The sequence below is a fragment of the Streptomyces sp. Y1 genome (assembly GCF_041053115.1).
Classification (GTDB): domain Bacteria; phylum Actinomycetota; class Actinomycetes; order Streptomycetales; family Streptomycetaceae; genus Kitasatospora; species Kitasatospora rubellomurina.
The window spans coordinates 4,579,324-4,603,631 of record NZ_CP163445.1 but is presented as its reverse complement, the minus strand read 5'-3'; the positions used below and the strand labels follow the sequence as shown (position 1 = coordinate 4,603,631).

General features: G+C 75.0%; 16 protein-coding genes. 5 read left to right on the top strand and 11 right to left on the bottom strand.

Annotated elements, in window-relative coordinates; genetic code table 11:
• Positions 1-221: 221 nt before the first annotated feature.
• Genes AB2U05_RS19880 through AB2U05_RS19870 form a run of 3 tightly spaced genes read right to left on the bottom strand, consistent with a single transcriptional unit; the run spans position 222 to position 4,843 of the window.
• On the bottom strand, positions 222-1,385 hold the full coding sequence (locus AB2U05_RS19880; RefSeq protein ID WP_369183861.1) for a VWA domain-containing protein: 1,164 nt from the start codon (positions 1,383-1,385) through the stop codon (positions 222-224).
• Between the two features lie 21 nt (positions 1,386-1,406).
• Entirely contained in the window at positions 1,407-3,764 is a 2,358-nt protein-coding gene (locus AB2U05_RS19875) for a DUF5682 family protein (protein ID WP_369183860.1), read from the bottom strand.
• Positions 3,761-4,843 carry an AAA family ATPase gene (locus AB2U05_RS19870; protein ID WP_107072883.1) on the bottom strand — a complete coding sequence of 361 codons (1,083 nt, stop codon included), beginning with the start codon at positions 4,841-4,843 and terminating at the stop codon, positions 3,761-3,763. Before AB2U05_RS19870 ends, AB2U05_RS19875 begins: the two co-directional genes overlap by 4 nt.
• A 180-nt stretch (positions 4,844-5,023) precedes the next feature.
• Between AB2U05_RS19870 and AB2U05_RS19865 the strand changes: the two genes are divergently transcribed.
• Positions 5,024-6,349, top strand: coding sequence for an SWIM zinc finger family protein (locus tag AB2U05_RS19865; RefSeq protein ID WP_369183859.1), 1,326 nt, complete (start codon positions 5,024-5,026; stop codon positions 6,347-6,349).
• Positions 6,350-6,360: 11 nt separating this feature from the next.
• Complete coding sequence (locus tag AB2U05_RS19860) at positions 6,361-8,010, top strand: DUF5691 domain-containing protein (RefSeq protein ID WP_369183858.1); 1,650 nt, start codon at positions 6,361-6,363, stop codon at positions 8,008-8,010.
• 122 nt (positions 8,011-8,132) lie between these two features.
• Here the strand turns inward: AB2U05_RS19860 and AB2U05_RS19855 are convergent, their stop codons facing one another.
• Complete coding sequence (locus AB2U05_RS19855) at positions 8,133-8,540, bottom strand: cobalamin B12-binding domain-containing protein (protein ID WP_063773467.1); 408 nt, start codon at positions 8,538-8,540, stop codon at positions 8,133-8,135.
• 319 nt (positions 8,541-8,859) lie between these two features.
• Here AB2U05_RS19855 and AB2U05_RS19850 point away from each other — a divergent pair, with 319 nt between their 5' ends.
• Positions 8,860-9,651, top strand: a complete 792-nt coding sequence (locus tag AB2U05_RS19850; RefSeq protein ID WP_052707209.1) for a M23 family metallopeptidase — start codon at positions 8,860-8,862, stop codon at positions 9,649-9,651.
• A 16-nt stretch (positions 9,652-9,667) separates the two neighbouring features.
• Here AB2U05_RS19850 and pcrA read toward each other — a convergent pair whose 3' ends face one another.
• The 3 genes from pcrA to AB2U05_RS19835 form a co-directional block, all read right to left on the bottom strand.
• Positions 9,668-12,301: a DNA helicase PcrA gene (gene pcrA / locus AB2U05_RS19845; protein WP_369183857.1), complete on the bottom strand. Its 2,634-nt coding sequence runs from the start codon at positions 12,299-12,301 to the stop codon at positions 9,668-9,670.
• A gap of 82 nt (positions 12,302-12,383) precedes the next feature.
• Positions 12,384-13,061, bottom strand: coding sequence for a response regulator transcription factor (locus AB2U05_RS19840; protein ID WP_045693003.1), 678 nt, complete (start codon positions 13,059-13,061; stop codon positions 12,384-12,386).
• Positions 13,054-14,526 (bottom strand): ATP-binding protein, encoded by a 1,473-nt coding sequence (locus AB2U05_RS19835; protein ID WP_063773456.1) that lies wholly within the window; start codon positions 14,524-14,526, stop codon positions 13,054-13,056. The genes AB2U05_RS19840 and AB2U05_RS19835 overlap by 8 nt, the downstream gene beginning before the upstream one ends.
• Before the next feature lie 134 nt (positions 14,527-14,660).
• On the opposite strand from AB2U05_RS19835, the gene AB2U05_RS19830 reads away from it, so the two are divergent.
• Positions 14,661-16,085, top strand: coding sequence for a PspC domain-containing protein (locus AB2U05_RS19830; protein WP_045708439.1), 1,425 nt, complete (start codon positions 14,661-14,663; stop codon positions 16,083-16,085).
• On the top strand, positions 16,082-16,288 hold the full coding sequence (locus AB2U05_RS19825) for a hypothetical protein (protein ID WP_045693005.1): 207 nt from the start codon (positions 16,082-16,084) through the stop codon (positions 16,286-16,288). Before AB2U05_RS19830 ends, AB2U05_RS19825 begins: the two co-directional genes overlap by 4 nt.
• Positions 16,289-16,297: 9 nt before the next feature.
• On the opposite strand, the gene AB2U05_RS19820 is transcribed toward AB2U05_RS19825, so the two are convergent.
• The 4 genes from AB2U05_RS19820 to AB2U05_RS19805 form a co-directional block, all read right to left on the bottom strand.
• Complete coding sequence (locus AB2U05_RS19820; RefSeq protein WP_063773457.1) at positions 16,298-17,332, bottom strand: Rieske (2Fe-2S) protein; 1,035 nt, start codon at positions 17,330-17,332, stop codon at positions 16,298-16,300.
• Positions 17,333-17,535: 203 nt separating this feature from the next.
• Positions 17,536-19,131 carry a glutamine-hydrolyzing GMP synthase gene (gene guaA, locus AB2U05_RS19815; protein WP_045693006.1) on the bottom strand — a complete coding sequence of 532 codons (1,596 nt, stop codon included), beginning with the start codon at positions 19,129-19,131 and terminating at the stop codon, positions 17,536-17,538.
• A gap of 1,166 nt (positions 19,132-20,297) precedes the next feature.
• On the bottom strand, positions 20,298-22,283 hold the full coding sequence (locus AB2U05_RS19810; protein WP_369183856.1) for a hypothetical protein: 1,986 nt from the start codon (positions 22,281-22,283) through the stop codon (positions 20,298-20,300).
• Positions 22,284-22,511: 228 nt separating this feature from the next.
• Complete coding sequence (locus AB2U05_RS19805; protein ID WP_369183855.1) at positions 22,512-24,305, bottom strand: GMC oxidoreductase; 1,794 nt, start codon at positions 24,303-24,305, stop codon at positions 22,512-22,514.
• Between the last annotated feature and the right edge of the window lie 3 nt (positions 24,306-24,308).

Sequence of the window (24,308 nt, the reverse complement as noted above, 5' to 3'; positions counted from 1 at the left end):
GCTGCGGGTACGCAGAGGTACGGCCTTGCGGCCCACACAGCCACGGGCGCACACGTCAATCAACACGCGGGTCACGTCCGTCTGGCAGGTTATCCCCGTCGGACGGGCGTGTTCCGCCCGGGGCCTGCCCATAGTGGGTGATAACCGTCACAGCCTGGCCGGAAGCCCGTGGCGGCCGCGTGATCCGTCGATCGGGTGAGTTAGCGCGTACGGGTGAACGATCACCGCCCCTGGTCGGGCAGCGGGATCGGGCGCTTCTCGATCGCCGCCGCCATGATCTCCGGGAAGGCGTCCGGGGTGCAGGCGAAGGCCGGCGCGCCGAGCGAGGCCAGGGCGGCGGCGTGCGCGTGGTCGTAGGCCGGGGCGCCCTCGTCGGAGAGCGCGAGCAGCGCGATGAACTGGACGCCGGCCGCCTTCATCGCGGCGACCCGCCGGAGCATGCCGTCCCGGATCCCGCCCTCGTACAGGTCGCTGATCAGCACCACGATCGTCTCGGACGGGCGGGTGATCTTCGACTGGCAGTAGGCGAGCGCGCGGTTGATGTCGGTGCCGCCGCCGAGCTGGGTCGCGAACAGCACGTCCACCGGGTCGGTCAGCTGCTCGGTGAGGTCGACCACCGAGGTGTCGAAGACGACCAGCCGGGTGTCCAGCGTGCGCATCGAGGCGAGCACCGCGCCGAACACCGCCGAGTGGACGACCGAGGGCGCCATCGAGCCGGACTGGTCGATGCAGAGGATGACGTCCTTCTTCACCGCGCGCTGGGCGCGGGCGTAGCCGACCAGCCGCTCGGGGACGACGGTGCCGTGCTCGGGCAGGTAGTTCTTCAGGTTGGCCCGGATCGTGCGGTCCCAGTCGATGTCGCGGTGGCGCGGGCGGTTGAGCCGGGCGCTGCGGTCGAGCGCGCCGCTCAGCGTGGAGCGGGTGCGGTCGGCGAGCCGGCGCTCCAGGTCGGCGACCACCTTGCCGACCACGGCCCGGGCGCTCTCCCGGGTGGTCTCCGGCAGCGCGTGCTTGAGCGACAGCAGGGTGCCGACCAGGTGGACGTCCGGTTCGACGGCCTCCAGCATCTCCGGCTCCAGCAGCAGGCGGTCCAGGCCGAGCCGGGTGATCGCGTCCTGCTGCATCAGCTGGACGACGGTCGACGGGAAGTACTCGCGGATGTCGCCCAGCCAGCGGGCGACCTGCGGGGCCGAACCGCCGAGCCCGGCGGCGCGCCGGCCGCCGCGCCCCGAGCGGGCCCCCTCCTCGGGGGCGCGCCGGTAGAGCGCGGCGAGGGCGCCGTCCATCGCGGCGTCGCGGCCGCGCAGGGCGCAGCCGGTGCCGTCCGCCTCGCCGCCGAGCACCAGTCGCCAGCGGCGCAGCCGTTCGTCGGTGGTGGTCGCCATCGGGTCCTCCTCGGGTGGGTGTCAGGTGTTGCGGCCGGCGGCCTGGCGGGGGATCTTCGGCCCGGGGATCTTCGGCCCGGGGTTGTTCGGACGGCCGCCCAGCAGCAGGGCCAGCACCGGGACGGCGGCGTCGGCGCGGGCGGCGTCGAGTTCGCCGCCCGGGGTGTCCGCGGCCGGGGCCCCGCCCAGCGGGCCGGCCGCGACCCGGCTGCCGATGGTGGTGCGCACGCCCGCCTCCAGGCCGGCGAAGGTGCGGCGCAGCAGCGGCAGGACGTCGGTGAAGACCTCGGCGCCGACGCCGGTCAGCCACTCGTCGAGCAGGGCGAGCAGCCGGGGGTCGTGCAGCAGCAGGGCGCCGCCGCCCGTGAGGAAGCCCTCCACCCAACCCGCCGCGTCCGCCGGGGAGTTGGCGGCGGACAGGACGAGCCGCAGGCGCCGGGCGGCGGCCGCGGAGTCGAGCCGGCCGTCGTCCAGCAGCAGCCGGACGGCCCGGCCGCGCAGCAGGCCCGGGGCGCCGGTGGTCGGGCCGGCGGTGGGTTCGCGGCGGGCGAGCGACCGCAGGGCGGCGGCCCAGCGCTCGGCGAGGCCGCCGCCGTCGCCGTCCCCGGCTCGGTCCGGGTCGGGGCCGAGCAGCCCGATCGCGCCGTGCACCTCGTCGAGCCGGGCGCGCATCGCGGTGGCACTGTCGGCGTCCAATCCGACGCAGGCGGGCGGCAGTCCGACGCAGACCCGGTCGGCCAGGCCCACCGCGGCCTCGGCGAGCGCGCCGTGGTCGGTGCCGCGGACGTCGCCGTAGCGCAGCGCCCGGACGAGCGCGGGCAGCGCGCCGGCCAGGTGCGCGACGTCGGTGTCCAGCGCGGCGCAGTCGGCGAGCACCCGCATCACGGCGGGCAGCGCGCCGGACAGCCCGGCCAGCAGGCAGGTCTCCACCAGGCCGGTCAGCTCGGCGAGTTCGCCGGCCGCGCGGGCGGTGCCGACCGCCTTGTTGACGGCCGCCTCCTCGACCGTGGTGCCCCACTGGGCGGCCTCGGCGATCCGCACGGCGAACTCGGGCTGCCAGTGCAGCCGCCAGCTCTCCCGGAACGTCCCGGTCGAGTTGACCGAGGAGCGGGCCGGCACTCCCCACTCGACGCCCAGCAGCCGCAACCGGTGCAGCAGCCGGGAGCGGGCCGCGTCGGTGTCCTTGCGCAGGTCGAGGTCGAGTTCCTTCGCCTCGGCCGCGGGCTTGAGCCGCAGCGAGCGCTGCAGCCGGGCCAGGTCGCGCTGCAGCGGCACCGCCGGTGCGGCGCCCGGGACTTCACCGAGCGCGTCGCCGACCACCAGGCCGTCCCGGACGAGCTCCAGGGCGACGTCCGAGCCCTCGCAGAGCACCGCGCGGACGGCGTCCATGGTCTCGGTCAGCCCGGCGAGCGGGCGGCCGCGCAGCACAGCCAGCGTCTCGGCGAGCCGGACCGCCTCGATGACGTGCGCGGAGGACACCGGGTGGTCCTGGGCGCGCAGCAGGTCGGCGGCCCGGGTGAGCCAGCGCGGCACCGGATCGCCCTCGGTGGTGAACAGGTGGTGGTACCAGCCGGGCGACTGGACCCCCGCGCCGTAGCCGGTGGCCTGAGAGAGCCGGCGGTGCGTCCACGGGATCCAGGTGACGTCCGCCTTCACCTTCCTCGGCAGCTCGGCGAGCAGCGCCCGGTCGTGGGCGACGGTGGGCATCGTCGCCAGCGCGGGGACGTGGAAGGCGCCGCAGACCACGGCGATCCGCCGGTGCCCGGCGCGGCGGGCGGCACGGACCTGCTGGCGCATGTGCGCCTCGCGCAGCAGGTCGCGGCGGGACTCGCCGAGGCCCTCGGCGCGCAGCGCGCCCATCGCCTCGGCGACGGCGGCGAACGGCGCGAGCGCGGCCTCGACGTCGGCATCGGCATCGGCATCGGAACCGGAGGCGGGGGCGCGGTGCTCGACCACGTCCTCCCACCAGCGCTCCGCGTCGTCGTGGCCTGCGGCCTCGGCGAGCAGCGCCAGCGGGTCGGCGGGCGACTCGTCGGTGTCCTCGTCGGTGAACGGCGCGAAGCCGTACCCGGCGGGCAGGTCGATGAAGCGGACCGGCAGGTCGTGGTCCACGCCGTACCGGATCGCCACCCACTCCGGGGAGAACTCGGCGTACGGCCAGAAGGCGGCCTTCGCCGGGTCGTCCACCGCGTGGGCGAGCAGGGCCACCGGCGGCACCAGGTCCTTCTCGGCGGCGAGGTGGACGATCGCGTCGGCCTCCGGCGGGCCCTCGATCAGCACCGCGTCCGGCCGCCAGCGCGCCAGCGCGGCGGCCACCGCCCGCGCCGAGCCGGGGCCGTGGTGCCGGACGCCGAGCAGGGCGACCTCGGACACGGTCATACGGTCACCTCGCGGGCGGCCCGGTAGAAGTCCTTCCAGCCGTCGCGCTCGCGCACCACCCCTTCGACGTACTCGCGCCACACCGCCCGGTCGGCCACCGGGTCGCGGACGACGGCGCCGAGGATGCCGGCCGTGACGTCCCCGGCGCGCAGCACGCCGTCGCCGAAGTGGGTGGCGAGCGCGAGGCCGTTGGTGACGACGGAGATCGCCTCCGCGGTGGAGAGGGTGCCGCTCGGGGTCTTCACCTTCGTCCGGCCGTCCGTGGTGAGGCCGGCCCGCAGCTCGCGGAAGACGGTCACCACGCGCCTGATCTCCTCGGCGCCGCCGGGCAGTTCGGGCAGGTCGAGGGAGCGGCCGAGCTGGTTGACCCGGCGGGTGACGATGTCGACCTCCTCGTCCAGCGAGCCCGGCAGCGGCAGCACCACGGTGTTGAAGCGGCGGCGCAGCGCGCTGGACAGCTCGTTGACGCCGCGGTCGCGGTCGTTGGCGGTGGCGATCACGTTGAAGCCGCGCACGGCCTGCGTCTCGGCGCCCAACTCCGGGATCGGGAGCGTCTTCTCGGACAGGATGGTGATCAGGCTGTCCTGCACGTCGGCCGGGATGCGGGTCAGCTCCTCGACCCGGGCGATCCGGCCCTCCGCCATCGCCCGCATCAGCGGCGAGGGCACCAGGGCGTCCCGGCTCGGCCCGTTGGTGAGCAGCTGGGCGTAGTTCCAGCCGTACCGGACGGCCTCCTCGGGGGTGCCGGCGGTGCCCTGCACCAGCATCGTCGAGTCGCCGCTGATCGCGGCGGCCAGGTGCTCGGACACCCAGGTCTTCGCGGTGCCGGGCACGCCGAGCAGCAGCAGCGCGCGGTCCGTCGCCAGGGTGGTGACGGCGACCTCCACCACCCGGCGCGGGCCGATGTACTTGGGGGTGATCGCGGTGCCGTCCGGCAGCTCACCGCCGAGCAGGTAGGTCGCGACGGCCCACGGCGACAGCTTCCAGCGCTCGGGGCGCGGGCGGTCGTCCTGGGCGGCCAGGGCGGCCAGTTCACCGGCGAAGGCGTCCTCGGCGTGCTGCCGCAGAACGTCGGTCATGTCGGGCTCCTTCGGGTCGGCCGCCGGGCGCACGGGTGGCCCGGCGGCAGGGTGATCGGGGGGAGCCAGGTCGGCGTCCCGGCCTGTGGAACCAACCCTGCAACGCGCCACTGACAACGCCGGCGGGCGGACGCGACGGGCCGTCAGCCGTTGTCAGTGCCGCCGCCTACGGTCGGTCGCATGGAGGAACGCTGGAGCACCGAACACGTCCTGTCCCTGGCCCCTGACGCCGCGTCGCAGAAGGCGGCGGGCAAGCTCTCCGCACCCGCGCCGTGGTCCGGCGCGGGCACCGACGGCACCGCGCTCTGGGGCGAGTGCAGGGGCAGCGGCAGCACGCCGTACCGCACGGTGATCGAACTCGCCACGCCCGCCTACCAGTGCAGCTGCCCCAGCCGGAAGTTCCCGTGCAAGCACGCGCTCGGACTCCTCCTGCTCTGGAGCGGCACCCCCGAGGCCGTCCCGGCCGCCGAACCGGCCGACTGGGCCGCCGACTGGATCGAGGCCCGGCAGGCGCGCGCCGAGAAGGCCGCGGAGAAGGCCGCGGAGAAGCGCGCCGAGAAGCCCGCCGCCGATCCGGAGGCCGTCCGCCGCCGGGCCGAGAAGCGCGGCGCCCGGGTCGCGGCCGGGGCGGCCGAGCTGCGGCTGCGGCTCGCCGACCGGGTCCGGCACGGCCTGGCCGACCAGTCCACGGCCGGCCCCTGGGAGGAGGTCGCCGCCCGGATGGTCGACGCGCAGGCCCCCGGCCTGGCCACCAAGGTGCGGGAGCTGGACGCCCTGCCGCAGGAGCGGCTGCTGGAGGAGTACGCGCTGCTGCACCTGCTGGCCACCGCCGCCACCCGGGTCGACGAGCTGCCGCCCGAGCTGGCCGCCACCGTCCGCAGCCGGGTCGGCTACACCCAGGACGCGGCCGAGGTGCTGTCCGGGCCGACCGTCCGGGACCGCTGGCTGGTCCTCGGCTCCAGGGACACCTCCGACGAACGGCTCACCACCCGCCGGGTCTGGGTGCGCGGCGCCAAGACCGGCCGGTACGCCCTGCTGCTCGCCTTCGGCCGCCCCGGCCAGGCCCCCGACCTCGCCCTGCCCACCGGCCGGCTGCTGGAGGCCGAGCTGGCCTTCCACCCCGGCGCCCGGCCGCTGCGCGCCGTCCTCGGCACCCGGTACGGCGCGCCCGAGCCCGGCCCGCAGGCCCCGCCGGACGGGCTCACCGTCGCCGAGGCCGTCGCCGGGTACGGCACGGCGGTGGCGGACGACCCGTGGCTGGACAGCTGGCCGACCGTCCTGGCCGGCGTCGTGCCGGTCCGCACCCCGGACGGCTGGCACCTGACGGACGGCCACCACACCGTGCCCGTACGTCCCTCGGCCGTGCCGGAGGCGGCGCTGTGGCGGCTCACCGCGGTCTCCACCGGCCGCCCGCTGACCGTCTTCGGCGAGTACGGCCACCAGGGCTTCGCCCCGGTCACGGCCTGGTCCGCCGACCAGCGCCCGGTCGGCCTCACCCACAACTAGGAGCACCCGGCATGACGATCACCCAGGACCCGTGGGAGACCCTGCACACCACCGCCCTGCTCGGCACCGACCGCCGTCCGCTCCCGGCCGCCGCCCTGCCGCTCGCCGACGCCGTGGACCGCACCGACCCGGCCGCCGCCCTGCTGGAGCTGGCCGCGCTCGCCGCCGTCCGCCGCCGGGCCGGTGCCCTGCCCGTCCCCGCCGCCGAGCCGCCCGGGCCGCCCGCGCCCGAGGACCCCCGCCCCGAACTGTCCGCGGCGGCCGCCCGCCGGCTGGCCGTCCTGCTCGCCGGCCGCTCCGGCGCCGTCAGCGGCGCCGGCCTGGCCAACCTGGCCGAACTGCTGCCGCAGTGGCTCGGGACCGCCCGCGTCCGGGGCCTGCGGGCGCCCGCCGCGCTGATACCCGGCCTGCTCGACGCCGCCCGGGCCCGCAGCGAACTGCGCGCCGACGCCGTTGCGCTGGCCGGCCCGCTGGGCCGCTGGCTGGCCGAGCAGAACCCGGACTGGCGGTTCGTGCTGCGCACCGCCACCGACCGGCCGGCGGCGCGGCCGGTCGGCCAGGACGACGCGGACGCCGAGAACGCCCGGAACGCCCACCAGCTGTGGCACGAGGGCCTGTTCGCCGAGCGGGTCACCCACCTGACGCTGCTGCGCCGCAGCGATCCGGCCGCCGGGCTGGAGCTGCTGCGCAGCACCTGGTCCACCGAGCGCGCCGAGGACCGGCTGCTGTTCCTGGACGCCCTGCAGGACGGCCTCTCCCCCGCCGACGAGCCCTTCCTGGAGGCCGCGCTCGGCGACCGCAGCAAGAACGTCCGGGCCACCGCCGCCGAGCTGCTCTCCACCCTGCCCGGTTCGGCCCTGGCGCACCGGATGTCCGAGCGGGCCCTGGCCGCCGTCCGGCTCTCCGCGTCCGGCACCCACCTGCTGGTCACCCCGCCCGCCGAGTGCGACGCGGCGATGCAGCGGGACGGCATCACGCCCAAGTCGCCGACCGGGCGCGGCGAACGGGCCTGGTGGTTCGGCGAGGTGGTGGCCGCCGCGCCGCTGTCGACCTGGCCGCGGAGCACCGGGCTGACGCCCGAGCAGCTGCTCGCGCTGCGGGTCGGCGACAGCATCGACGAGACCAGCAGCAGCTGGGCCGACGACCTGCGGGAGGCCTGGGCGCGCGCCGCCGTCCGCCAGCACGACGCCGACTGGGCCCGGGCACTGCTCGGCCCGGCCCCGGCCAGGCCCGCGCGCGGCGCCGGACGGGCCCGGGCGCCGCGCGCCACCGGCGCCCCGGCGAAGCTGCTGGCCGTCCTGCCGCCCGAGGAGCGCGCCGCCTGGACGGCCGCGTTCATCGAGGTGCACGGCCTGGGCGAGGCCTTCCAGCTGCTCGGCGCCTGCGCGGCGCCGTGGACGCCGCCGCTGTCCACGGCCGTGGTGACGGCGCTGGCCCGGGCCGCCTCCTCCGGCGCGTACCCGTGGAGCCACAGCGGGGTACTCGGGATGACGGAGCGCGCGCTGGCGCCCGAAACGGCGGCCGCGGTCGAGGAGTTGGCGGCCGAGGCGGCACCGGACTCGGCCTGGTCGGAGACCTTCGGCCGGCTGGCCGGCACCCTGCGCTTCCGGGCGGCGATGCTCGCCGAGCTCGACGACCGAACGGCCGAGCTCGACGGCTGAACTCGACAGCTGGCTCGACAGCTGGGCTCAACGGCGGAGCTCAGCGGCTGAGCTCGACGGCCGACGAAACGGCGGGCCGGCCCCCACGGTGAGGGGCCGGCCCGCCGTCGACGTTCCCGCGGTCAGACCGCCGCGCGCAGGTTGGCCTCGACCCAGGCGACCACGTCCCGGGTGGGCGTGCCCGGGGTGAAGATGTCCGCGACGCCCATCGCCTTCAGCTCGGCGATGTCCTCGTCCGGGATGATCCCGCCGCAGAAGACCTTGATGTCGGCCGCGTCGCGCTCCTTCAGCAGCTCCAGCACCCGGGCGCACAGCGTCATGTGTGCGCCGGACAGGATCGACAGCCCGATGCCGTCCGCGTCCTCCTGGATCGCGGTGTCGACGACCTGCTCGGGGGTCTGGTGCAGCCCGGTGTAGATGACCTCCATACCGGCGTCGCGCAGGGCACGCGCGATGACCTTGGCGCCACGGTCGTGACCGTCGAGCCCCGGCTTGGCGACCACCACACGGATCGGCCCCGACACACTCATCACTGCCTCCTGGACCTCGTCGTCCACATTCCGACCGGACCTCGTGGGCCATCGGCGCGGTTAACGGTCAATAACCAACCTGAGGGGAGGGTAGCGCCACCCGGCCCGGTTGGCCGAGCCGCCTCCCAAGAGGAGGGCAAAGTCACAGCCCAAACCCTTGCTACCAGCGGGTAACTCCGTTTCCGGGCCCAACACCGCCCCCCGGGCGACCTCTTGACAAGCGGAGGGTTTTCGGGGGTGTCGACCTTGCGGCTACAGTCACGGCTGTTTTCCCCTCGCCCGACGACGTGCCCGAGGCCCACCGAGGAGGCAGCCCCCGATGGCTCCCGACGCAGCCGCCCGCCCGACCCGTGCGGAGCTGCGCCTCGCCGCCCGCGAGCAGTCCCGCGCCCAGCGGCGCGGCGCCGCCAAGGCCGCCACCCGGGCCGCCCTGTTCCGCGTCGCCGTCCCCTCGGTGGCCGCGCTCGGTGTGGCGGGCGCCGCGGCGATCACGGTGGTGCAGCAGGAGGACGGACGGGTGCCGGCGCAGGCCACGGCCGCCGACGCCCCGGACCACACCGCCGCCGCCGAGGCCGCCCGGCAGGCCGTCGCGGCCGACGGCCCCGCCCAGGCCTCGCGCGGCGACGCCAGGCAGCCGCTGGCCGGCGCCCAGCCCGCGACCGACGCCACCGCGCAGGCCGACCAGGCCGCGGCCGCCGCCCAGCCGGCCGCGCCCAAGGTGGTCATGCCGGTCGCCAAGCACGGCCTCGGCGAACTGTTCGGCGCCTCCGGCACCCACTGGATGCGCCGCCACACCGGCATCGACTTCCCGGTGGACGGTGGCTCGGAGGTCTACGCCGTCACCGACGGCACGATCCGCACCCAGTGGAACCCGTTCTACGGCTACATGTCGATACTCAAGATGCCGGACGGCACCGAAGCCTGGATGTGCCACCTGCAGAAGTACAAGGTCCGCAAGGGGCCGGTGAAGCAGGGCGACGTGATCGCCTTCGTCGGCAGCAGCGGCAACAGCACCGGGCCGCACCTGCACTTCGAGATCCGCCCGGCGGACGGCAGCGGGCCGGTCGACCCGCTGCCGTGGTTCCTCCAGAACGGTCTGGACCCCCGCTAGGGCCACAGACCCCGGTTCACAGCTTCTCGACGGGCGCGTAGCGCAGCAGCAGCTGCTTGCGCCCCTCGGTGCCGAAGTCGACCGTGGCCTGCGCCCGGTCGCCGACGCCGGTGACGGCCACCACCGTGCCCAGCCCGAAGCTGTCGTGGGTGACCCGGTCGCCGACCGCGAGCGAGACCGCGTCGCGCTCCACGACCTGGCCGCCGCGCCGCGCCGACTGCCCCCAACCCGCCTTCGGCGAAGCGGGAGCCGCCGAGGAGGACCGCGAACCGCCGCCCCCGGACGAGGACTTGCCCCACGAGGAGCCCGAGGAGCCCGAGGAGAAGCCCCGCTGGACGGGCGCCTGCGCGGCCCCCTTCCGCTTCCACTCGACCAGCGTCTCCGGGATCTCCTCCAGGAACCGCGAGGCCGGGTTGTAGGCCGGCTGCCCCCAGGCGCTGCGCAGCACCGAGCGGGTCAGGTACAGCCGCTCGCGCGCCCGGGTGAGCCCGACGTACGCGAGCCGGCGCTCCTCCTCCAGCTCCTTGACCTGGTTGAGCGCCCGCATGTGCGGGAAGATCCCGTCCTCCATGCCGGTCAGGAAGACGACCGGGAACTCCAGGCCCTTGGCGGTGTGCAGGGTCATCATCGTGATGACGCCCTGCCCCTCCTCGTCCTCGTCCGGGATCTGGTCGGAGTCGGCGACCAGCGCGACCCGCTCCAGGAAGTCGGCCAGCGAGCCGACCGGCGGCGTGCCCTCCTCGCCGGCGTCCGGCCGCTCGCCCGGGTCCTGCTCGTACTCCAACGCGACCGAGGCGAGCTCCTGCAGGTTCTCCACCCGGGTCTCGTCCTGCGGGTCGGTGGAGGACTGCAGCTCGGCCAGGTAGCCGGTCTCCTCCAGGACGGCCTCCAGCACCGCCGCCGGGCCCGCGCCCGACTCGACGACCTGGCGCAGCCCGGCCATCAGCACGTTGAACTTCTTCACCGCGTTGGCCGAGCGCGCGGCCATCCCGTACGCCTCGTCGACCCGCACCAGCGCCTGGGCGAAGGAGATCCGCTCCCGCGCGGCCAGCGCGTCGATCATCGCCTCGGCGCGCTCGCCGATGCCGCGCTTGGGCACGTTGAGGATCCGGCGCAGCGGCACGGTGTCCTCCGGGTTGGAGAGCACCCGCAGGTACGCCAGGACGTCCCGGACCTCCTTGCGCTCGTAGAAGCGCACCCCGCCGACCACCTTGTACGGCAGGCCGACCCGGATGAACACCTCCTCGAACACGCGGGACTGCGCGTTGGTCCGGTAGAAGATCGCGACGTCGCCGGGCTTGGCCTCGCCCTTGTCGGTGAGCCGGTCGATCTCGTCGGCGATGAACTGGGCCTCGCCGTGCTCGTCGTCCGCGACGTAGCCGATGACCTTCTCGCCGTGGTCGCCGGCCGTCCACAGCTTCTTCTCGCGCCGGTTGGCGTTGCGCTCGATGACGGCGTTGGCGGCGCTCAGGATGGTCTGCGTGGAGCGGTAGTTCTGCTCCAGCAGGATCGTGGTCGCGTTCGGGTAGTCCTCCTCGAACTGGAGGATGTTGCGGATGGTCGCGCCGCGGAAGGCGTAGATCGACTGGTCCGCGTCACCGACCACGCACAGCTCGGCGGGCGGCACCTCGGCCAGCTGCGCGGCGGCCGGGTTCACGAAGTCCCCGTCCGCGGTGCGCTTGGGCGCGGCGGCGACGGAGCCCCCGCTCAGCTCGCGGACCAGCATGTACTGGGCGTGGTTGGTGTCCTGGTACTCGTCGACCAGGATGTGCCGGAACCGGCGCCGGTAGTGCTCGGCGACGTCGGGGAAGGCCTGCAGCAGGTTCACCGTCGTCATGATGATGTCGTCGAAGTCCAGCGCGTTGGCCTCGCGCAGCCGCCGCTGGTACAGCGCGTACGCCTCGGCGAGCTTCTTCTCCATTGGGTTGGCGGCCTGGTCGGCGAAGGTCTCCTCGTCGATCAGCTCGTTCTTCAGGTTGCTGATCTTCGCCGTGAAGGACTTCGGCGGGAACTGCTTCGGGTCCAGGTCGAGGTCGCGGCAGACCAGCGCCATCAGCCGCTGCGAGTCGGCCGAGTCGTAGATCGAGAAGCTGGAGGTGAAGCCCAGCTGCTTCGACTCGCGGCGCAGGATCCGCACGCAGGCGCTGTGGAAGGTGGACACCCACATCGCCCGGGCGCGCGGGCCGACCAGCGCCTCCACGCGCTCGCGCATCTCGCCCGCGGCCTTGTTGGTGAAGGTGATCGCCAGGATCTCGCCCGGCTGCACGCCGCGCGCGCCCAGCAGGTGGGCGATCCGGTGGGTCAGCACCCGGGTCTTGCCGGAGCCCGCGCCGGCCACGATCAGCAGCGGCGAGCCCGCGTGCAGCACGGCCTCGCGCTGCGGGTCGTTCATGCCCTCCAGCAGCTGCGCCGGGTCCACGACCGTCCGGGCGGCGCCGTTGCGGTACCAGGCGTCCCGCTCGGCCTCGGCCGCGTGGTCGGTGTGGAACAGCCCCTCCGGGATGGCCTCCTCGAAGGCGTCGTACGGGACGTCGTCCTCGTACGGCGGGGGCTCCTCGCCGATGGCGTCGATCGGCGCGGCGGGCTGCTTCGACCCGGCGGCAGGAGCCTCGAAACCGGGGAGCGGGAGGTCGTCAAAGAGGCTATTCATGGCACTGCCGAGTCTATGGCCACCCACCGACAAGCCCGCCCGTCCCGACGGATCCGGGCGGGCGGGCTCGACGGGCCGGAACTCAGACCAGGCGGCGGGCGGTGGCCCAGCGGGTCAGTTCGTGCCGGTTGCTGAGCTGGAGCTTGCGCAGGACGGCGGAGACGTGGCTCTCGACCGTCTTCACCGAGATGAACAGCTGCTTGGCGATCTCCTTGTAGGCGTAGCCGCGGGCGATCAGCCGCAGCACCTCGCGCTCGCGCTGGGTGAGCCGGTCGAGGTCCTCGTCCACCGGCGGGGTGTCGGTGGCGGCGAAGGCGTCCAGCACGAAGCCCGCCAGCCGGGGCGAGAACACCGCGTCGCCGTCCGCGATCCGGAAGATCGCGTCGACCAGGTCGGTGCCGGTGATGGTCTTGGTGACGTAGCCGCGGGCGCCGCCGCGGATCACGCCGATGACGTCCTCGGCGGCGTCCGAGACGGACAGCGCCAGGAACTTGACTCCCCCCTGCTCCCCCATCAGGCCCGCCGAGCGGCGCAGCACCTCGACGCCGCCGCCGCCGGGCAGGTGGACGTCGAGCAGCACCACGTCCGGCCTGGTCTCGGCGACGACGCGGACCGCGGAGTCGACGTCGTCGGCCTCGCCGACCACGTCGATGCCGGTCACCTCGGTACGGCCGATCTCGGCCCTGACCCCCGTCCGGAACATCCGGTGGTCGTCCACCAGGACGACCCGTGCCGCACGCTCCGGAGCTGCCTCAGTCATTCGTTCTCTCCATCTCCAGCTCGACCTCGGTACCGCCGCCCGCCGCCGGCCGCACCCGGGCGGTGCCGCCGTGGCGCTTCATCCGGCCGATGATCGACTCCCGTACGCCCATCCGGTCCTCGGGCACCGTGTCGGGATCGAAGCCGGGGCCGTGGTCGCGCACGAACACCGACACCTTCCGCCCCTCCACCTCGGCGTAGACCTGGACCGGTCCCCCGCCACCGTACTTGGCCGCGTTGACGGTCGCCTCCCTCGCGGCCTGCATCTGTGCCGCGATCTTCTCGTCCATCGGGCAGTCGCCGACGATGACCAGCTCGACCGGGACGCCGTGCCGGTCCTCGACCTCGGCGACGGCCGCCCGCAGGCTCTCCGCCATGGTGTCCGGCGCGGCCTCGGCGGCGGCCTCCGGGCGGTACAGCCACAGCCGCAGCTCGCGCTCCTGCGAGCGGGCCAGCCGCTGCACCTCCTTGGGGTCCTCGGCGCGGCGCTGGATCAGGGTCAGGGTGTGCAGCACCGAGTCGTGGATGTGCGCGGCGATCTCCGCGCGCTCCTGGGCGCGGATGCGGGCGGTGCGCTCGGCGCCGAGGTCCTGCCACAGCCGCAGGCCGTACGGGCCGAGCAGCACCAGCACGCCGGCGAGCACCGCGAGCGAGGCCTGGACCACCGAGCCGAGGGTCGAGCCGCTGCTCTGCACGGCGAGCAGCGCGATGGTGCCGGCGACCACGAGCAGCACGCCGCCGCCGACCCGGGTGTAGGCGCCGCGCCGCTTCTCGCCCTCCTCCAGGCCGAACCAGCGCTGCCAGCGCGAGTCGTCGGCCTGCCGCCAGACCAGCGCCACGCCGACGCCGATCGCCAGCAGCGGCCAGGTGTACGGCTTGGCGGGCTGCCAGCCGAGCACGTTGAGCAGCGCGATCAGGCCGATCACCAGCAGGACCAGGGCGGCGAGCTGGCCGAGGCCGCCCTGCCCGCCGCGGCCGGCGGGCGCGGCGGCCTCCTCCCCGGCCGGGGCGGCGCCCGGGGGCACCGGCGCGAGCGGCTCGCCCTGCAGCGTGTGCTGCAGCAGTTCGCGCAGCCGGCCGAGCCGGCCGCCGCTGCGGCCCTTGGTCAGCGGGCCGCCCTGCTGCCCGCCCCCGGCCGGGACGAAGCCGCCGTTGACGTACACCCACTGCGCGGCGCCGCGCCGCGCGGGCTCGCCGATGCCGATCGGCACCACGAACCAGAACGCGGCGTACAGCAGCGCGCCGATCCCCTGCGCGAAGAACAGCAGCACGAACGCCAGCCGCACCCACCGCACCGGCAGCCCGAGGTGCACCGCCAGGCCGTGCGCGACGCCGCCCATCATCCGCCCGTGCGGGCTGCGGTAGAGCCGCCGGTACGGCGGGCGGTCGCCGGGCGCGCCGGGGTCGGCGCCGGCCGAGCTGCTGTCGGGGGCGAGGGGGCGGGGATCGGTACCGGGTGCTGCCACGGCACCGATGGTTCCACGCGGGCGGGCGCGGGCGCATCAGGGTGCTTCCCTACCCGTTATCAGGGACAAGTCAGGGTACGGGCAGGGCTGCTCCCGGTTGGGCGCGGCCGGGACCAGCCGGAAGGATGGTCCCCATGACCGAGGACCACCGCATCGAGGAGGCCGGGCCCGCCGCCCCGCCGGAGCCGGACCGCCCCCCGCTGACCCGGGCCGAACACCACCGCGTGGTGGCCGGCGTCTGCGGCGGCCTCGGACGGCACCTGGACATCGACCCGGTGGTCTTCCGGGTGGTCACCGTGGTGCTCTGCCTCTCCGGCGGCCTCGGGCTGTTCCTGTACGGCCTGGCCTGGCTGGTCGTCCCGACCGAGGGCAGCACCGACGCCACCGGCCGGGGCGGGCGCACCGAGCTCCAGCGGGTGCTCACCGGCCGGGTGGACGGCCAGTCGATCGGCGCGGTGCTGCTGACCGTGATCGGCACCGGCGTCTTCTTCTCCTCGATGGGCGACGGCGACCAGATGTTCCCGCTGCTGCTGCTCGCCGGGCTGGTGTTCCTCGCGGTGCGCTACGACCCGGAGCGGCGCCGCGGCCGGCGGCGCGGGCGCCGTCGCGGCGGCCCGTACGACCGGCTGTACCCCGAGGCCGGCGGGGACGCCTGGCCGCGGTCGGCCGAGGACGAGGCGGCCCGGGCCCGGCACGCCGCCGAGCAGGCCGCCGGGACCGTCCCGGCCGACACCCCGGCCCCGGGCCCGAGCGGCTACCTGTGGGACCCGCGCCACCCCGAGCGCAACCCGTACGGCGCCGGCGTGACGCCCGCCCCGCCGTACAGCCCGCCGACGCCGCCGGTCGGCGCGCCCCGGCCCTGGTGGCAGCGGCCCGACCTGCCGGCGGGCGACCCGCTGCGCAAGGACGGCCCGCCGCGCCGCCGCGAGCCGGCCGCGGTCCGCCACCCCAAGGAGCGCTCGCCGCTCGGCTTCTTCGGCTTCGTGCTGGCGATCGGCGTGGGCGCCGCGATCTGGTCGGCGAACTACGGGCACACCGACGTCACCAAGCTCAGCCAGGTCGCGCTGGCCGGCGGGCTGCTGGTGGTGGGCCTGACCCTGCTGCTCGCCGCGAAGTTCGGCAAGGCCCGCAAGCTCGCCGTGATCGGCCTGCTGGCCACCCTGGCGCTGGCCGCCGTCGGCCGCTCGCCGCACTCGATGCAGAACGCCGTCGGCGACCGCGACTGGACCGTCGCCACCGCGAGCGACCTGCGGGACCGCTACAACCTCGGGGCCGGCGAGATCAGGCTCGACCTCTCCCGGCTCGACCCGGCCGGCGCCGCCCTCGCCACCAAGGTCGACCTGGGCGTCGGCGAGGTGACCGTCGTCCTGCCGCCGGACGTCGACGTGACCGTGGTGGCCCGGGTGGGCCTCGGCAACATCGCCCTCCCGGACGGCCACGAGGAGGGCACCGGGCGGCACACCTACCAGCTGTCCCCGGCGAACGGCCGGGCCGCGAAGGGCACTCTCAACCTCCAGCTCGGGATCGGGCTGGGCGACATCAAGGTGGTCCAGCAGTGAGGAAGCACCGGCTCGACGTGTTCTCGCTGATCGCGGGCGCGCTGTTCACCGTGATCGCCGTCGTCTACCTGGTCGCGGCGGTCAACGACCAGTCGGTCAACGGACGGGTCGTCATCCCGACCGCCTTCATCGTGCTCGGGACCGGCGGCCTGATCGGCGCGGTGGTGGCGGTGGCCCGGCGCGGCCGCGGCGAGCGCGAGTAGCCGTCCGGCTCAGCTCTGCAGCGGGCCGAGCTTCAGCTGGTCGCCGTTCTTCGTCACGGTGTACTTCGGCAGCGGCTTGGTCGCCGGCCCGTTGACCACCGCGCCGGTGGCGGCGTCGAAGCGCGAACCGTGGCACGGGCAGTACAGCTGGCCGTTCTTCGGGGCGTCCACCGCGCAGCCGGAGTGGGTGCACACCGCGGACAGGCCGCAGTACTGGCCCGCCTTCGGCTGCACGATGTAGACGGCGTCCCCGGTGGCCGGGTCCTTGACCTGGGCCGAGCCGCCGACCGGCACGCTCGCCGCGGCCACCGCGGGGGCCGGCCCCGGGGCGGTGGAGACCGGGGCGGTGGAGACCGGGGCCGCGGACTGCTTGGGCGCGGCCGCCTCGTCCCGGCCGAAGGTGCGGGTCAGCGAGCCGGTGAGCAGTCCGGCGCCGCCGAGCGCGACCGCCGCGATCCCGCCGTCCATCACCGCCCGGCGCCTGACGTGCTCCTCGGTCAGCCCCCGCGCGCGGTCCCGCCCGGCCCGCCGGGCCAGGTAGCCGTCCACCGACAGGTACGGCGTGCCGGCCAGCAGCAGCGGCGTCCAGGCCATCAGGTAGGCGAGGTCGTTGCCGAGGTAGTACGGCGAGACGTTCCAGCTGACGGTCAGCCAGAGGCTGAGGCTGATCAGCACGCCGCCGAGCGCCGCCATCCGGCCCCAGAGGCCGAGCAGGGTGCCGAGGCCGACCGCCAGCTCGCCGAAGGCGATGGCCAGCGCGAACAGGGTCGAGTGGTCGAGGGCCGGGCCGAGCAGGAAGGCGATCGGGCTGCCGCCCGCCTTGGCCGCCCGGGTCTGCGAGACGAACGAGGCCGGGTCGCCCGCGCCGGCCAGGAAGTGCGCGTCGGAGAGCTTGTCGAGCGCGGCGTAGACGAGGGTGACACCGAGGAAGAGCCGCAGGGGCAGCAGCGCGTACCTGGACGCGAACGCCCGTCGCTGCGCCGCCCGGTCGGCCCGGCCGGCCGCTCCCCCGTCGACCGGCACGGAGTTGCTGGCCTCCGACATCCCTCACACCTTCCCTCGCGGCCTGCCACTGCCTGACAGGTCCGCCCCGCATTCTGCCCGCTCCTGAACGCTTTCGGTGGGACGTCCCCCCGTGGGGTGCCCCTCCCCCGGGACGCGGAACGGCCGCGCCGCCGCTCCCTCGGGTACGGGAACGACGGCGCGGCCGTTCGGGCTCCGGTCGGGTCAGCGACCGGCGGGAGTGCTCACTCCCACTCGATGGTGCCCGGCGGCTTGCTGGTGACGTCGACGACGACGCGGTTCACGTCGCGGACCTCGTTGGTGATCCGGGTGGAGATCTTCGCCAGCACGTCGTACGGCAGGCGCGACCAGTCGGCCGTCATGGCGTCCTCGGACGAGACCGGACGCAGCACGATCGGGTGACCGTAGGTGCGGCCGTCGCCCTGCACGCCCACGCTGCGGACGTCGGCGAGCAGCACGACCGGGCACTGCCAGATCTCGCGGTCCAGACCGGCCGCGGTCAGCTCCTCGCGGGCGATCGCGTCGGCGTCGCGGAGCAGGTCCAGCCGCTCCTTGGTGACCTCGCCGACGATCCGGATGCCCAGGCCCGGGCCCGGGAACGGCTGGCGCTGGACGATCTCCTCCGGCAGGCCCAGCTCCTGGCCGACCATCCGGACCTCGTCCTTGAACAGCTTGCGCAGCGGCTCGACCAGCTGGAACTGCAGGTCCTCGGGCAGGCCGCCGACGTTGTGGTGGGACTTGATGTTGGCGGTGCCGGTACCGCCGCCGGACTCCACCACGTCCGGGTACAGGGTGCCCTGGACCAGGAAGTCCACCGACTCGCCGTGCTCGCCGGCCTCGGCCACGATCTCGGCCTGGGCCTGCTCGAAGACGCGGATGAACTCGCGGCCGATGATCTTGCGCTTCTCCTCGGGGTCGGTGACCCCCTTCAGCGCGTCCAGGAAGCGCTCGGAGGCGTCGACGACCTTCAGCTGCACGCCGGTGGCGGCCACGAAGTCCTTCTCGACCTGCTCGGTCTCGCCCTTGCGCATCAGGCCGTGGTCGACGTACACGCAGGTCAGCCGGTCGCCGATGGCCTTGTTGACCAGGGCGGCGGCGACCGCGGAGTCCACGCCGCCGGACAGGCCGCAGATCGCGCGCTTGTCGCCGACCTGCTCGCGGATCAGGGCGATCTGCTCCTCGACCACGCTGCCGGTGGTCCAGGTCGGGGCGATGCCGGCGCCGCGGTAGAGGAAGTGCTCCAGGATCTGCTGGCCGTGGTCGGAGTGCAGCACCTCGGGGTGGTACTGGACGCCGTACAGGCGGGCCTCGTCGTTCTCGAAGGCCGCGACCGGGACGAGGTCGGTGGAGGCCGTGACGGTGAAGCCCTCCGGGGCCGCCGAGCAGGCGTCGCCGTGCGACATCCACACCGAGTGCTGCGCCGGGACGCCCTCGAACAGGGTGGAGCCGGTGCGGGAGACGGTCAGCGGGGTGCGGCCGTACTCGCGGGCCCCGTTGTTGTCGACGGTGCCGCCGAGGGTCTTGGCCATCAGCTGGAAGCCGTAGCACATGCCGAAGACCGGGACACCGGCCTCGAAGATCGCGCGGTCGAGCTGCGGCGCGCCCTCTTCGTAGACCGACGACGGACCGCCGGAGAGGATGATCGCCTTCGGGTTCTTGGCGAGCATCTCGGCGACCGGCATGCTGCTCGGCACGATCTCGCTGTAGACCCGCGCCTCACGCACCCGACGGGCGATGAGCTGGGCGTACTGGGCACCGAAGTCGACGACCAGGACGGTGTCGTTGTCCGGTACGGGCTGGACGGGAATTGCAGAGGACACGGACGGCCTTCCGGCAGCGGTATCGAGGGTGTCTCGCCGGACCGCCTTCCCGGCGGGGGCGGCGGCGGCGGACGGGTGTGGGGTGTCTGGACACCGATTCTACCGGGCTGTCCGGTTTCACTCGTCTGCCCGTCCGAACGACCGTGACCGTACGGGCCTCCGGTTCGTTGCTTCCTACGACCGTACGGCCGCGCCGCGTCCGCCAGACGCGCCGCCTCCGCCCCCGGCCGGGGGCACGCCGCACGGGCAGCAGGACCACGCGTGGAGCTCCACCCCAGTCCACCGGCGCATGTGGCGCCGCCGCCCCGGCCCGCCGGGGAGCGCGGCACCGTGGGACCGTGCGCGGGTGTCGCGGCCGGCCAGCAGGGGACAGCGACCCCGGCCGCGACTGGGTCACCAGAGGTGGGGCGGCCGGCCTTCGGGGACGCCCGAACCGGCCGTCGCACCCCGGTACGGCCCGGTACGGCCCCGCACGATCCGGTACGACCCCGGGTGCGCCCGGGCGCACCCCGTTCCCGTCCCGTACCGCTACGCGCGTCCTCGTGCGCCCCGATCGACCGACCAGCTACTCACCGTGATCATCCGCGCCGCCGGTCGACACGGACCCGCGACCGGCCGGACCGGCTCGGGCCGCGCCTGAGATTACTCGTCAGTCGTGAAACAGACTCAAGCGAACTGTGCCGAATCGGTTGCATAGCAAGCCCTTCGTCCAGCACGATGCTGCGTGTAAGCGGTTCTCCCGACAGCCGGACAGCCCGGTGGGAGGCCGGACCGATGCCGCCGCACAGGGAAGCGGCAGCGGTGAACACCTCACGCTCCGTGAGCGAAGGCCAGGCGCGAACCCGCGCGCCGACCCCGTCGCGACACGGACGCGCCCGCCCCGCGCCCCGGCCGCCCGTGCCGGGACCGCGTCGGCGGCCCGATGCCAACCGACACGACGGCGCTCCTCCCCCGGCGCCGTCACCACAGCACCCGGCGCGGCCCTGACGCCGAGTGCTGAGCGACAAAGGGCCCCGTTCCCCCGCGGGGCCCTTTGCCCTGTCCGGACCTGTTCCGGGCCTCGCCCGGGTCGCCTCGGGTCGCCTCCGGGCCGCGCCCGGACGCGAAAATCCCCGCCGCCCACCCGAAGGACGGGCGGGACGGCGGGGATTCCCACCACGGACGACCTACGGGTGGTCGCGCCAGACACTCGGGTCGACCGGCGCCTCACCGGACGGCGGAGTCGCGGGCGCGGGCGCCGGCTCGTGCGAGCCCAGTACCTCGCCCACCCCGCCCGCGGGCGCGGCCGGCGCGGCGACCGGCGGCGCCGAGGGCGCGTGCGGGTCCGGCGCGGCGGCCGGGTGCGGCACCCCGTACGGCGCGGGCGCCTGCGCGGGCGGCGGCACCGGGGCGCCGTACGCCGGCGCGCCCGGGTACGGCGGCTGCGGCGGCACCGGCGCGCCCGCGAAGCCCGGCGCGCCCAGGAGGTCCGGCCCGCCCGGGTACGGCGGCTGCGGCGGCACGGGGGCACCGGCGAAGCCCGGCCCGCCCGGGTAGCCGGGCCCGCCCGGGTAGCCAGGAGCGCCCGCGTAGTACGGCGGGGCCGGGTACGGCTGGGCACCGCCCCGGCGGAAGCCCGTCAGCAGCGCCGGGACGACCAGCGCGCCGACCGCCGCCCAGACGATGCTCGCCAGCAGCACGCTCGGGAAGCTCAGGCCGATCGACATCTCCTGGGACATGGTCGAGCGCGAAGCCGAGGACCAGCCGGCCATGGTGATCGACATGGTGACGATCGCGCCGCCCACCGTCGACAGCAGGACGAGCGCCGCCGCGTACACGGCCGCCAGCCGCAGCCGGTCGGCCGACCCCAGCCGCCGCCGGACCGCGACCCCGGCGAGCACCGCCGCCGAGACGAGCGCCAGCAGGCCGGCCAGGCGCCACTCGCCGCCGAGCTCGTGCAGGTCGAAGAAGGACACGTCCGTGCTGTCGGGGCCCGAGCCCCGCATCGAGGAGTCGTAGCCGCCCCGGACGGAGTCGCCCTGGAGGCTCGCCCCCGAGCCGAAGCCGAGCAGGGCGAGGCCGAGGTTGGGCATGAAGGCGAACGCGGCGCCGACCTCCCAGCCGTTGTCGCTGTTCGCCGCGGCGATCACGAAGCCGGCCACCGAGGCGAGGCCCCAGGTCAGGGCGAGCGCCTGGCCCGCCGTCAGCGCGGACACCGCCCAGCCGCGCACCGCCGGGCTGCGCCAGGCGGCCCAGCGCAGCGCGTCCGTGCCGTAGACCGCGAAGGCCACCAGGAAGGCGAGCAGCACCGTCCAGCCGAGCGCCTCCGCCCAGCCGGTGTTCGCGAAGAAGGACATTCCGGCGTCCCGCTTGCCGCCGGAGCCCGGGCCGGAGCCGTAGTCCCCGTAGTCGCCGTAGTCGTATCCGGAGAAGCCGCCGCGACCGCGTTGGTCGGGCTTCCAGGTCGTCCCGGCGACCAGCCCGAGCAGCAGGGTCACCGCCCCCATCACGAGGGCTGAGCGCAGCGCCTCGCCGGCCGCCTGCCCCCGGGTCAGCTGGACGCCCTTGGCCTTGCTCCGCCGCAGTCCGGCCCGCAGGCCGAGCCAGAGCGCGAGGATCCAGAGGAGGGTGACGGTCAGCGGCAGGGCGCGGATCTCGTAGTCCATGCCGGTGCCGAAGCCCGTGTTGCCGTGGTAGCCGATCCGCAGCGGCGCGCCGAGCGCGCCCAGGGCCGCTCCGAGGGTCGCGCCGAAGACGTCGCCGAAGCCCGGCGTCGAGCCCACGCCGTCCGGCCGGTAGTCGGCCGGGGCGGCCACGGCCAGCGCGGCCACCAGCAGCACCACGGTCGGCGCGATCGCCGAGACGAGCGCCGGGCGCCAGTCCGAGCCGGTCAGCCAGCGCAGCAGCGGCGGCTGTCCGACGCGCGGCTGGACCGGCCGTCCGGCGCCCCAGTTGCCCAGCGAGGGCGCGCCGGGGGCGGGGTACCCGGCGCCCGGTCCCGGCACGAAGCCGGGCGCGCCGGGAGCCCCGGGCGGCGGCGGGAAGCCGGGCGCACCGGGCATACCGGGCGGCGGCGGGAAGCCGGGCGCACCGGGCGGCGGCCCGTACGGCGGCGGGGCCGAGGGCACGGCGTCGACCGGCGAGATCGCGGGCGCCGCGTCGACCGGCGACACCGCAGGTGTCCCGACGGCGGTCGGCGGCGGAGCGGCCGGCCGTCCGCACGACGCGCAGACCGACGCTCCTCCCGTCCAAGTCGCGCCGCACCATGCGCAGTTGGTCATGGACCGCTTACCCCCGCTCGACGAATTCCTGGTCCCCCCAGGGAGCCCGTTTATCCCACCGGACCCGAACTGGTGTCAACCGGGAACCGCACCGGCGGGTTCGCCCTCCGAACGGCGGCGTCAGGCCTGCTGGCCGGGCACTTCCGGGACGGGCAGCAGCACCGGCGGCCGCAGCGCGCCGAAGGCCCCGGCCGGCACCGCCGGCCGCACCGGCGCCACCGCGGTGACCGGCCGGTAGGCCTCGCCCGGGGCCGGGCGCGGGTCGGGCTCGCCCTTGTTCGGCCACATCGACAGGGCCCGCTCGGCCTGCGCGGTGATGGTGAGCGAGGGGTTGACCCCGAGGTTGGCGGAGACGGCCGCGCCGTCCACCACGCTGATCCCGGGGTGCCCGTACAGCCGGTGGTACGGGTCGACCACGCCGGTCTCGGGGGCGTCGCCGATCGGGCAGCCGCCGAGGAAGTGGGCGGTCAGCGGGATGTCGAAGATCTCGCCGACGGTGCTGCCCGCGAAGCCGTTGATCTCCTCGGCGAGCGCCTGGGCGCCCTGCTGGGCGGCCGGGATCCAGGTCGGGTTGGGTTCGCCGTGGCCCTGGGTGGAGGTGAGCCGGGGCTTGCCGAGCGGGCCCTTCTTCAGCGAGACGGTGATCGAGTTGTCCAGGGACTGCATCACCAGCCCGATGATCGTCTTCTCGGACCAGCGGTGCTGGTTCATCGAGCGCGCGAAGGTCACCGGGTGCAGCACCGAGTTGCCCAGGTAGCGCAGCCAGCGCGGGGTCCTCCCGCCGCCCTTGACCTGGGCGATCGACAGCGCGCCCATCGCGTTGGAGCCCTTGCCGTAGCGGACCGGCTCGATGTGGGTGTTCTCGTCGGGGTGGACCGAGGAGGTGATCGCGACGCCCTTGGTGAAGTCCGCCTTGGCACCGTAGCGCCGGTCGGTGGTCTGCGCGCCGACGATCGCCTCGGAGTTGGTGCGGGTCAGCTCGCCGAGCCGCGCCGAGATCCGGGGCAGGTGCCCGCCGTCGCGCATCCGGTGCAGCAGCGACTGGGTGCCGTAGGTGCCGGCCGCCACCACCACCTGCGCGGCGGTGATGGTCCGCGCGCCGGCCTTGACCCGGTCGGTCCTCGACCGCGAGTCGGTGCGGCGCACGTCCACGGCGAATCCTTCACCGCACTCCCGGATCCGGGCCACCGTGGTGAGCGGGTGGATCTCGGCGCCGCCGCGCTCCGCCAGGTACAGGTAGTTCTCGGTGAGCGTGTTCTTGGCGCCGTGCCGGCAGCCGGTCATGCACTCGCCGCACTCCACGCAGGCCTTGCGGGCCGGGCCGGCGCCGCCGAAGTACGGGTCGGCGACCTCCTCGCCGGGCGCCGCCTTGGCGGTGCCGTCGGTGTCCTTGCCGTCGCCGAAGAACACCCCGACCGGCGCCATGTGGAAGGTGTCGCCGACGCCCATCCGCTCGGCGGCCGCCTTGAGGTGGACGTCGGAGGGCGTGACGGTCGGGTTGAGCCGGACCCCGAGCATCCGCTGCGCCTGGTCGTAGAACGGCGCCAGCTCCTCCTGCCAGTCGGTGATGTGCCGCCACTGGCGGTCCTCGAAGAAGGCCTTCGGCGGCACGTAGAGGGTGTTGGCGTAGTTCAGCGAGCCGCCGCCGACCCCGGCGCCGGCCAGGATCAGCACGTTGGCCAGCAGGTGGATGCGCTGGATCCCGTACAGGCCGAGCTGCGGCGCCCACAGGTAGTTCGCCAGGTCCCAGGAGTTGCGGGGCAGTTCGTCCCGCTCGAAGCGGCGCCCGGCCTCCAGGACGGCGACCCGGTAGCCCTTCTCGGTCAGCCGCAGCGCGGCGACCGAACCGCCGAAGCCGGAGCCGACCACGACCACGTCGTAGTCGAACTCCGCCGCATCGCCGGACTCCACCATCTG

Bases quoted from the DNA above. Each gene is read 5' to 3' on its own strand.
- AB2U05_RS19880 (WP_369183861.1), bottom strand. From the start codon at position 1,385: ATGGCGACCACCACCGACGAACGGCTGCGCCGCTGGCGACTGGTGCTC.
- AB2U05_RS19820 (WP_063773457.1), bottom strand. From the start codon at position 17,332: ATGTCGGAGGCCAGCAACTCCGTGCCGGTCGACGGGGGAGCGGCCGGC.
- AB2U05_RS19830 (WP_045708439.1), top strand. From the start codon at position 14,661: ATGACCGAGGACCACCGCATCGAGGAGGCCGGGCCCGCCGCCCCGCCG.
- pcrA (WP_369183857.1), bottom strand. From the start codon at position 12,301: ATGAATAGCCTCTTTGACGACCTCCCGCTCCCCGGTTTCGAGGCTCCT.
- AB2U05_RS19850 (WP_052707209.1), top strand. From the start codon at position 8,860: ATGGCTCCCGACGCAGCCGCCCGCCCGACCCGTGCGGAGCTGCGCCTC.
- AB2U05_RS19855 (WP_063773467.1), bottom strand. From the start codon at position 8,540: ATGAGTGTGTCGGGGCCGATCCGTGTGGTGGTCGCCAAGCCGGGGCTC.
- AB2U05_RS19860 (WP_369183858.1), top strand. From the start codon at position 6,361: ATGACGATCACCCAGGACCCGTGGGAGACCCTGCACACCACCGCCCTG.
- AB2U05_RS19870 (WP_107072883.1), bottom strand. From the start codon at position 4,843: ATGACCGACGTTCTGCGGCAGCACGCCGAGGACGCCTTCGCCGGTGAA.
- AB2U05_RS19840 (WP_045693003.1), bottom strand. From the start codon at position 13,061: ATGACTGAGGCAGCTCCGGAGCGTGCGGCACGGGTCGTCCTGGTGGAC.
- AB2U05_RS19875 (WP_369183860.1), bottom strand. From the start codon at position 3,764: ATGACCGTGTCCGAGGTCGCCCTGCTCGGCGTCCGGCACCACGGCCCC.
- AB2U05_RS19865 (WP_369183859.1), top strand. From the start codon at position 5,024: ATGGAGGAACGCTGGAGCACCGAACACGTCCTGTCCCTGGCCCCTGAC.
- AB2U05_RS19805 (WP_369183855.1), bottom strand. From the start codon at position 24,305: ATGGTGGAGTCCGGCGATGCGGCGGAGTTCGACTACGACGTGGTCGTG.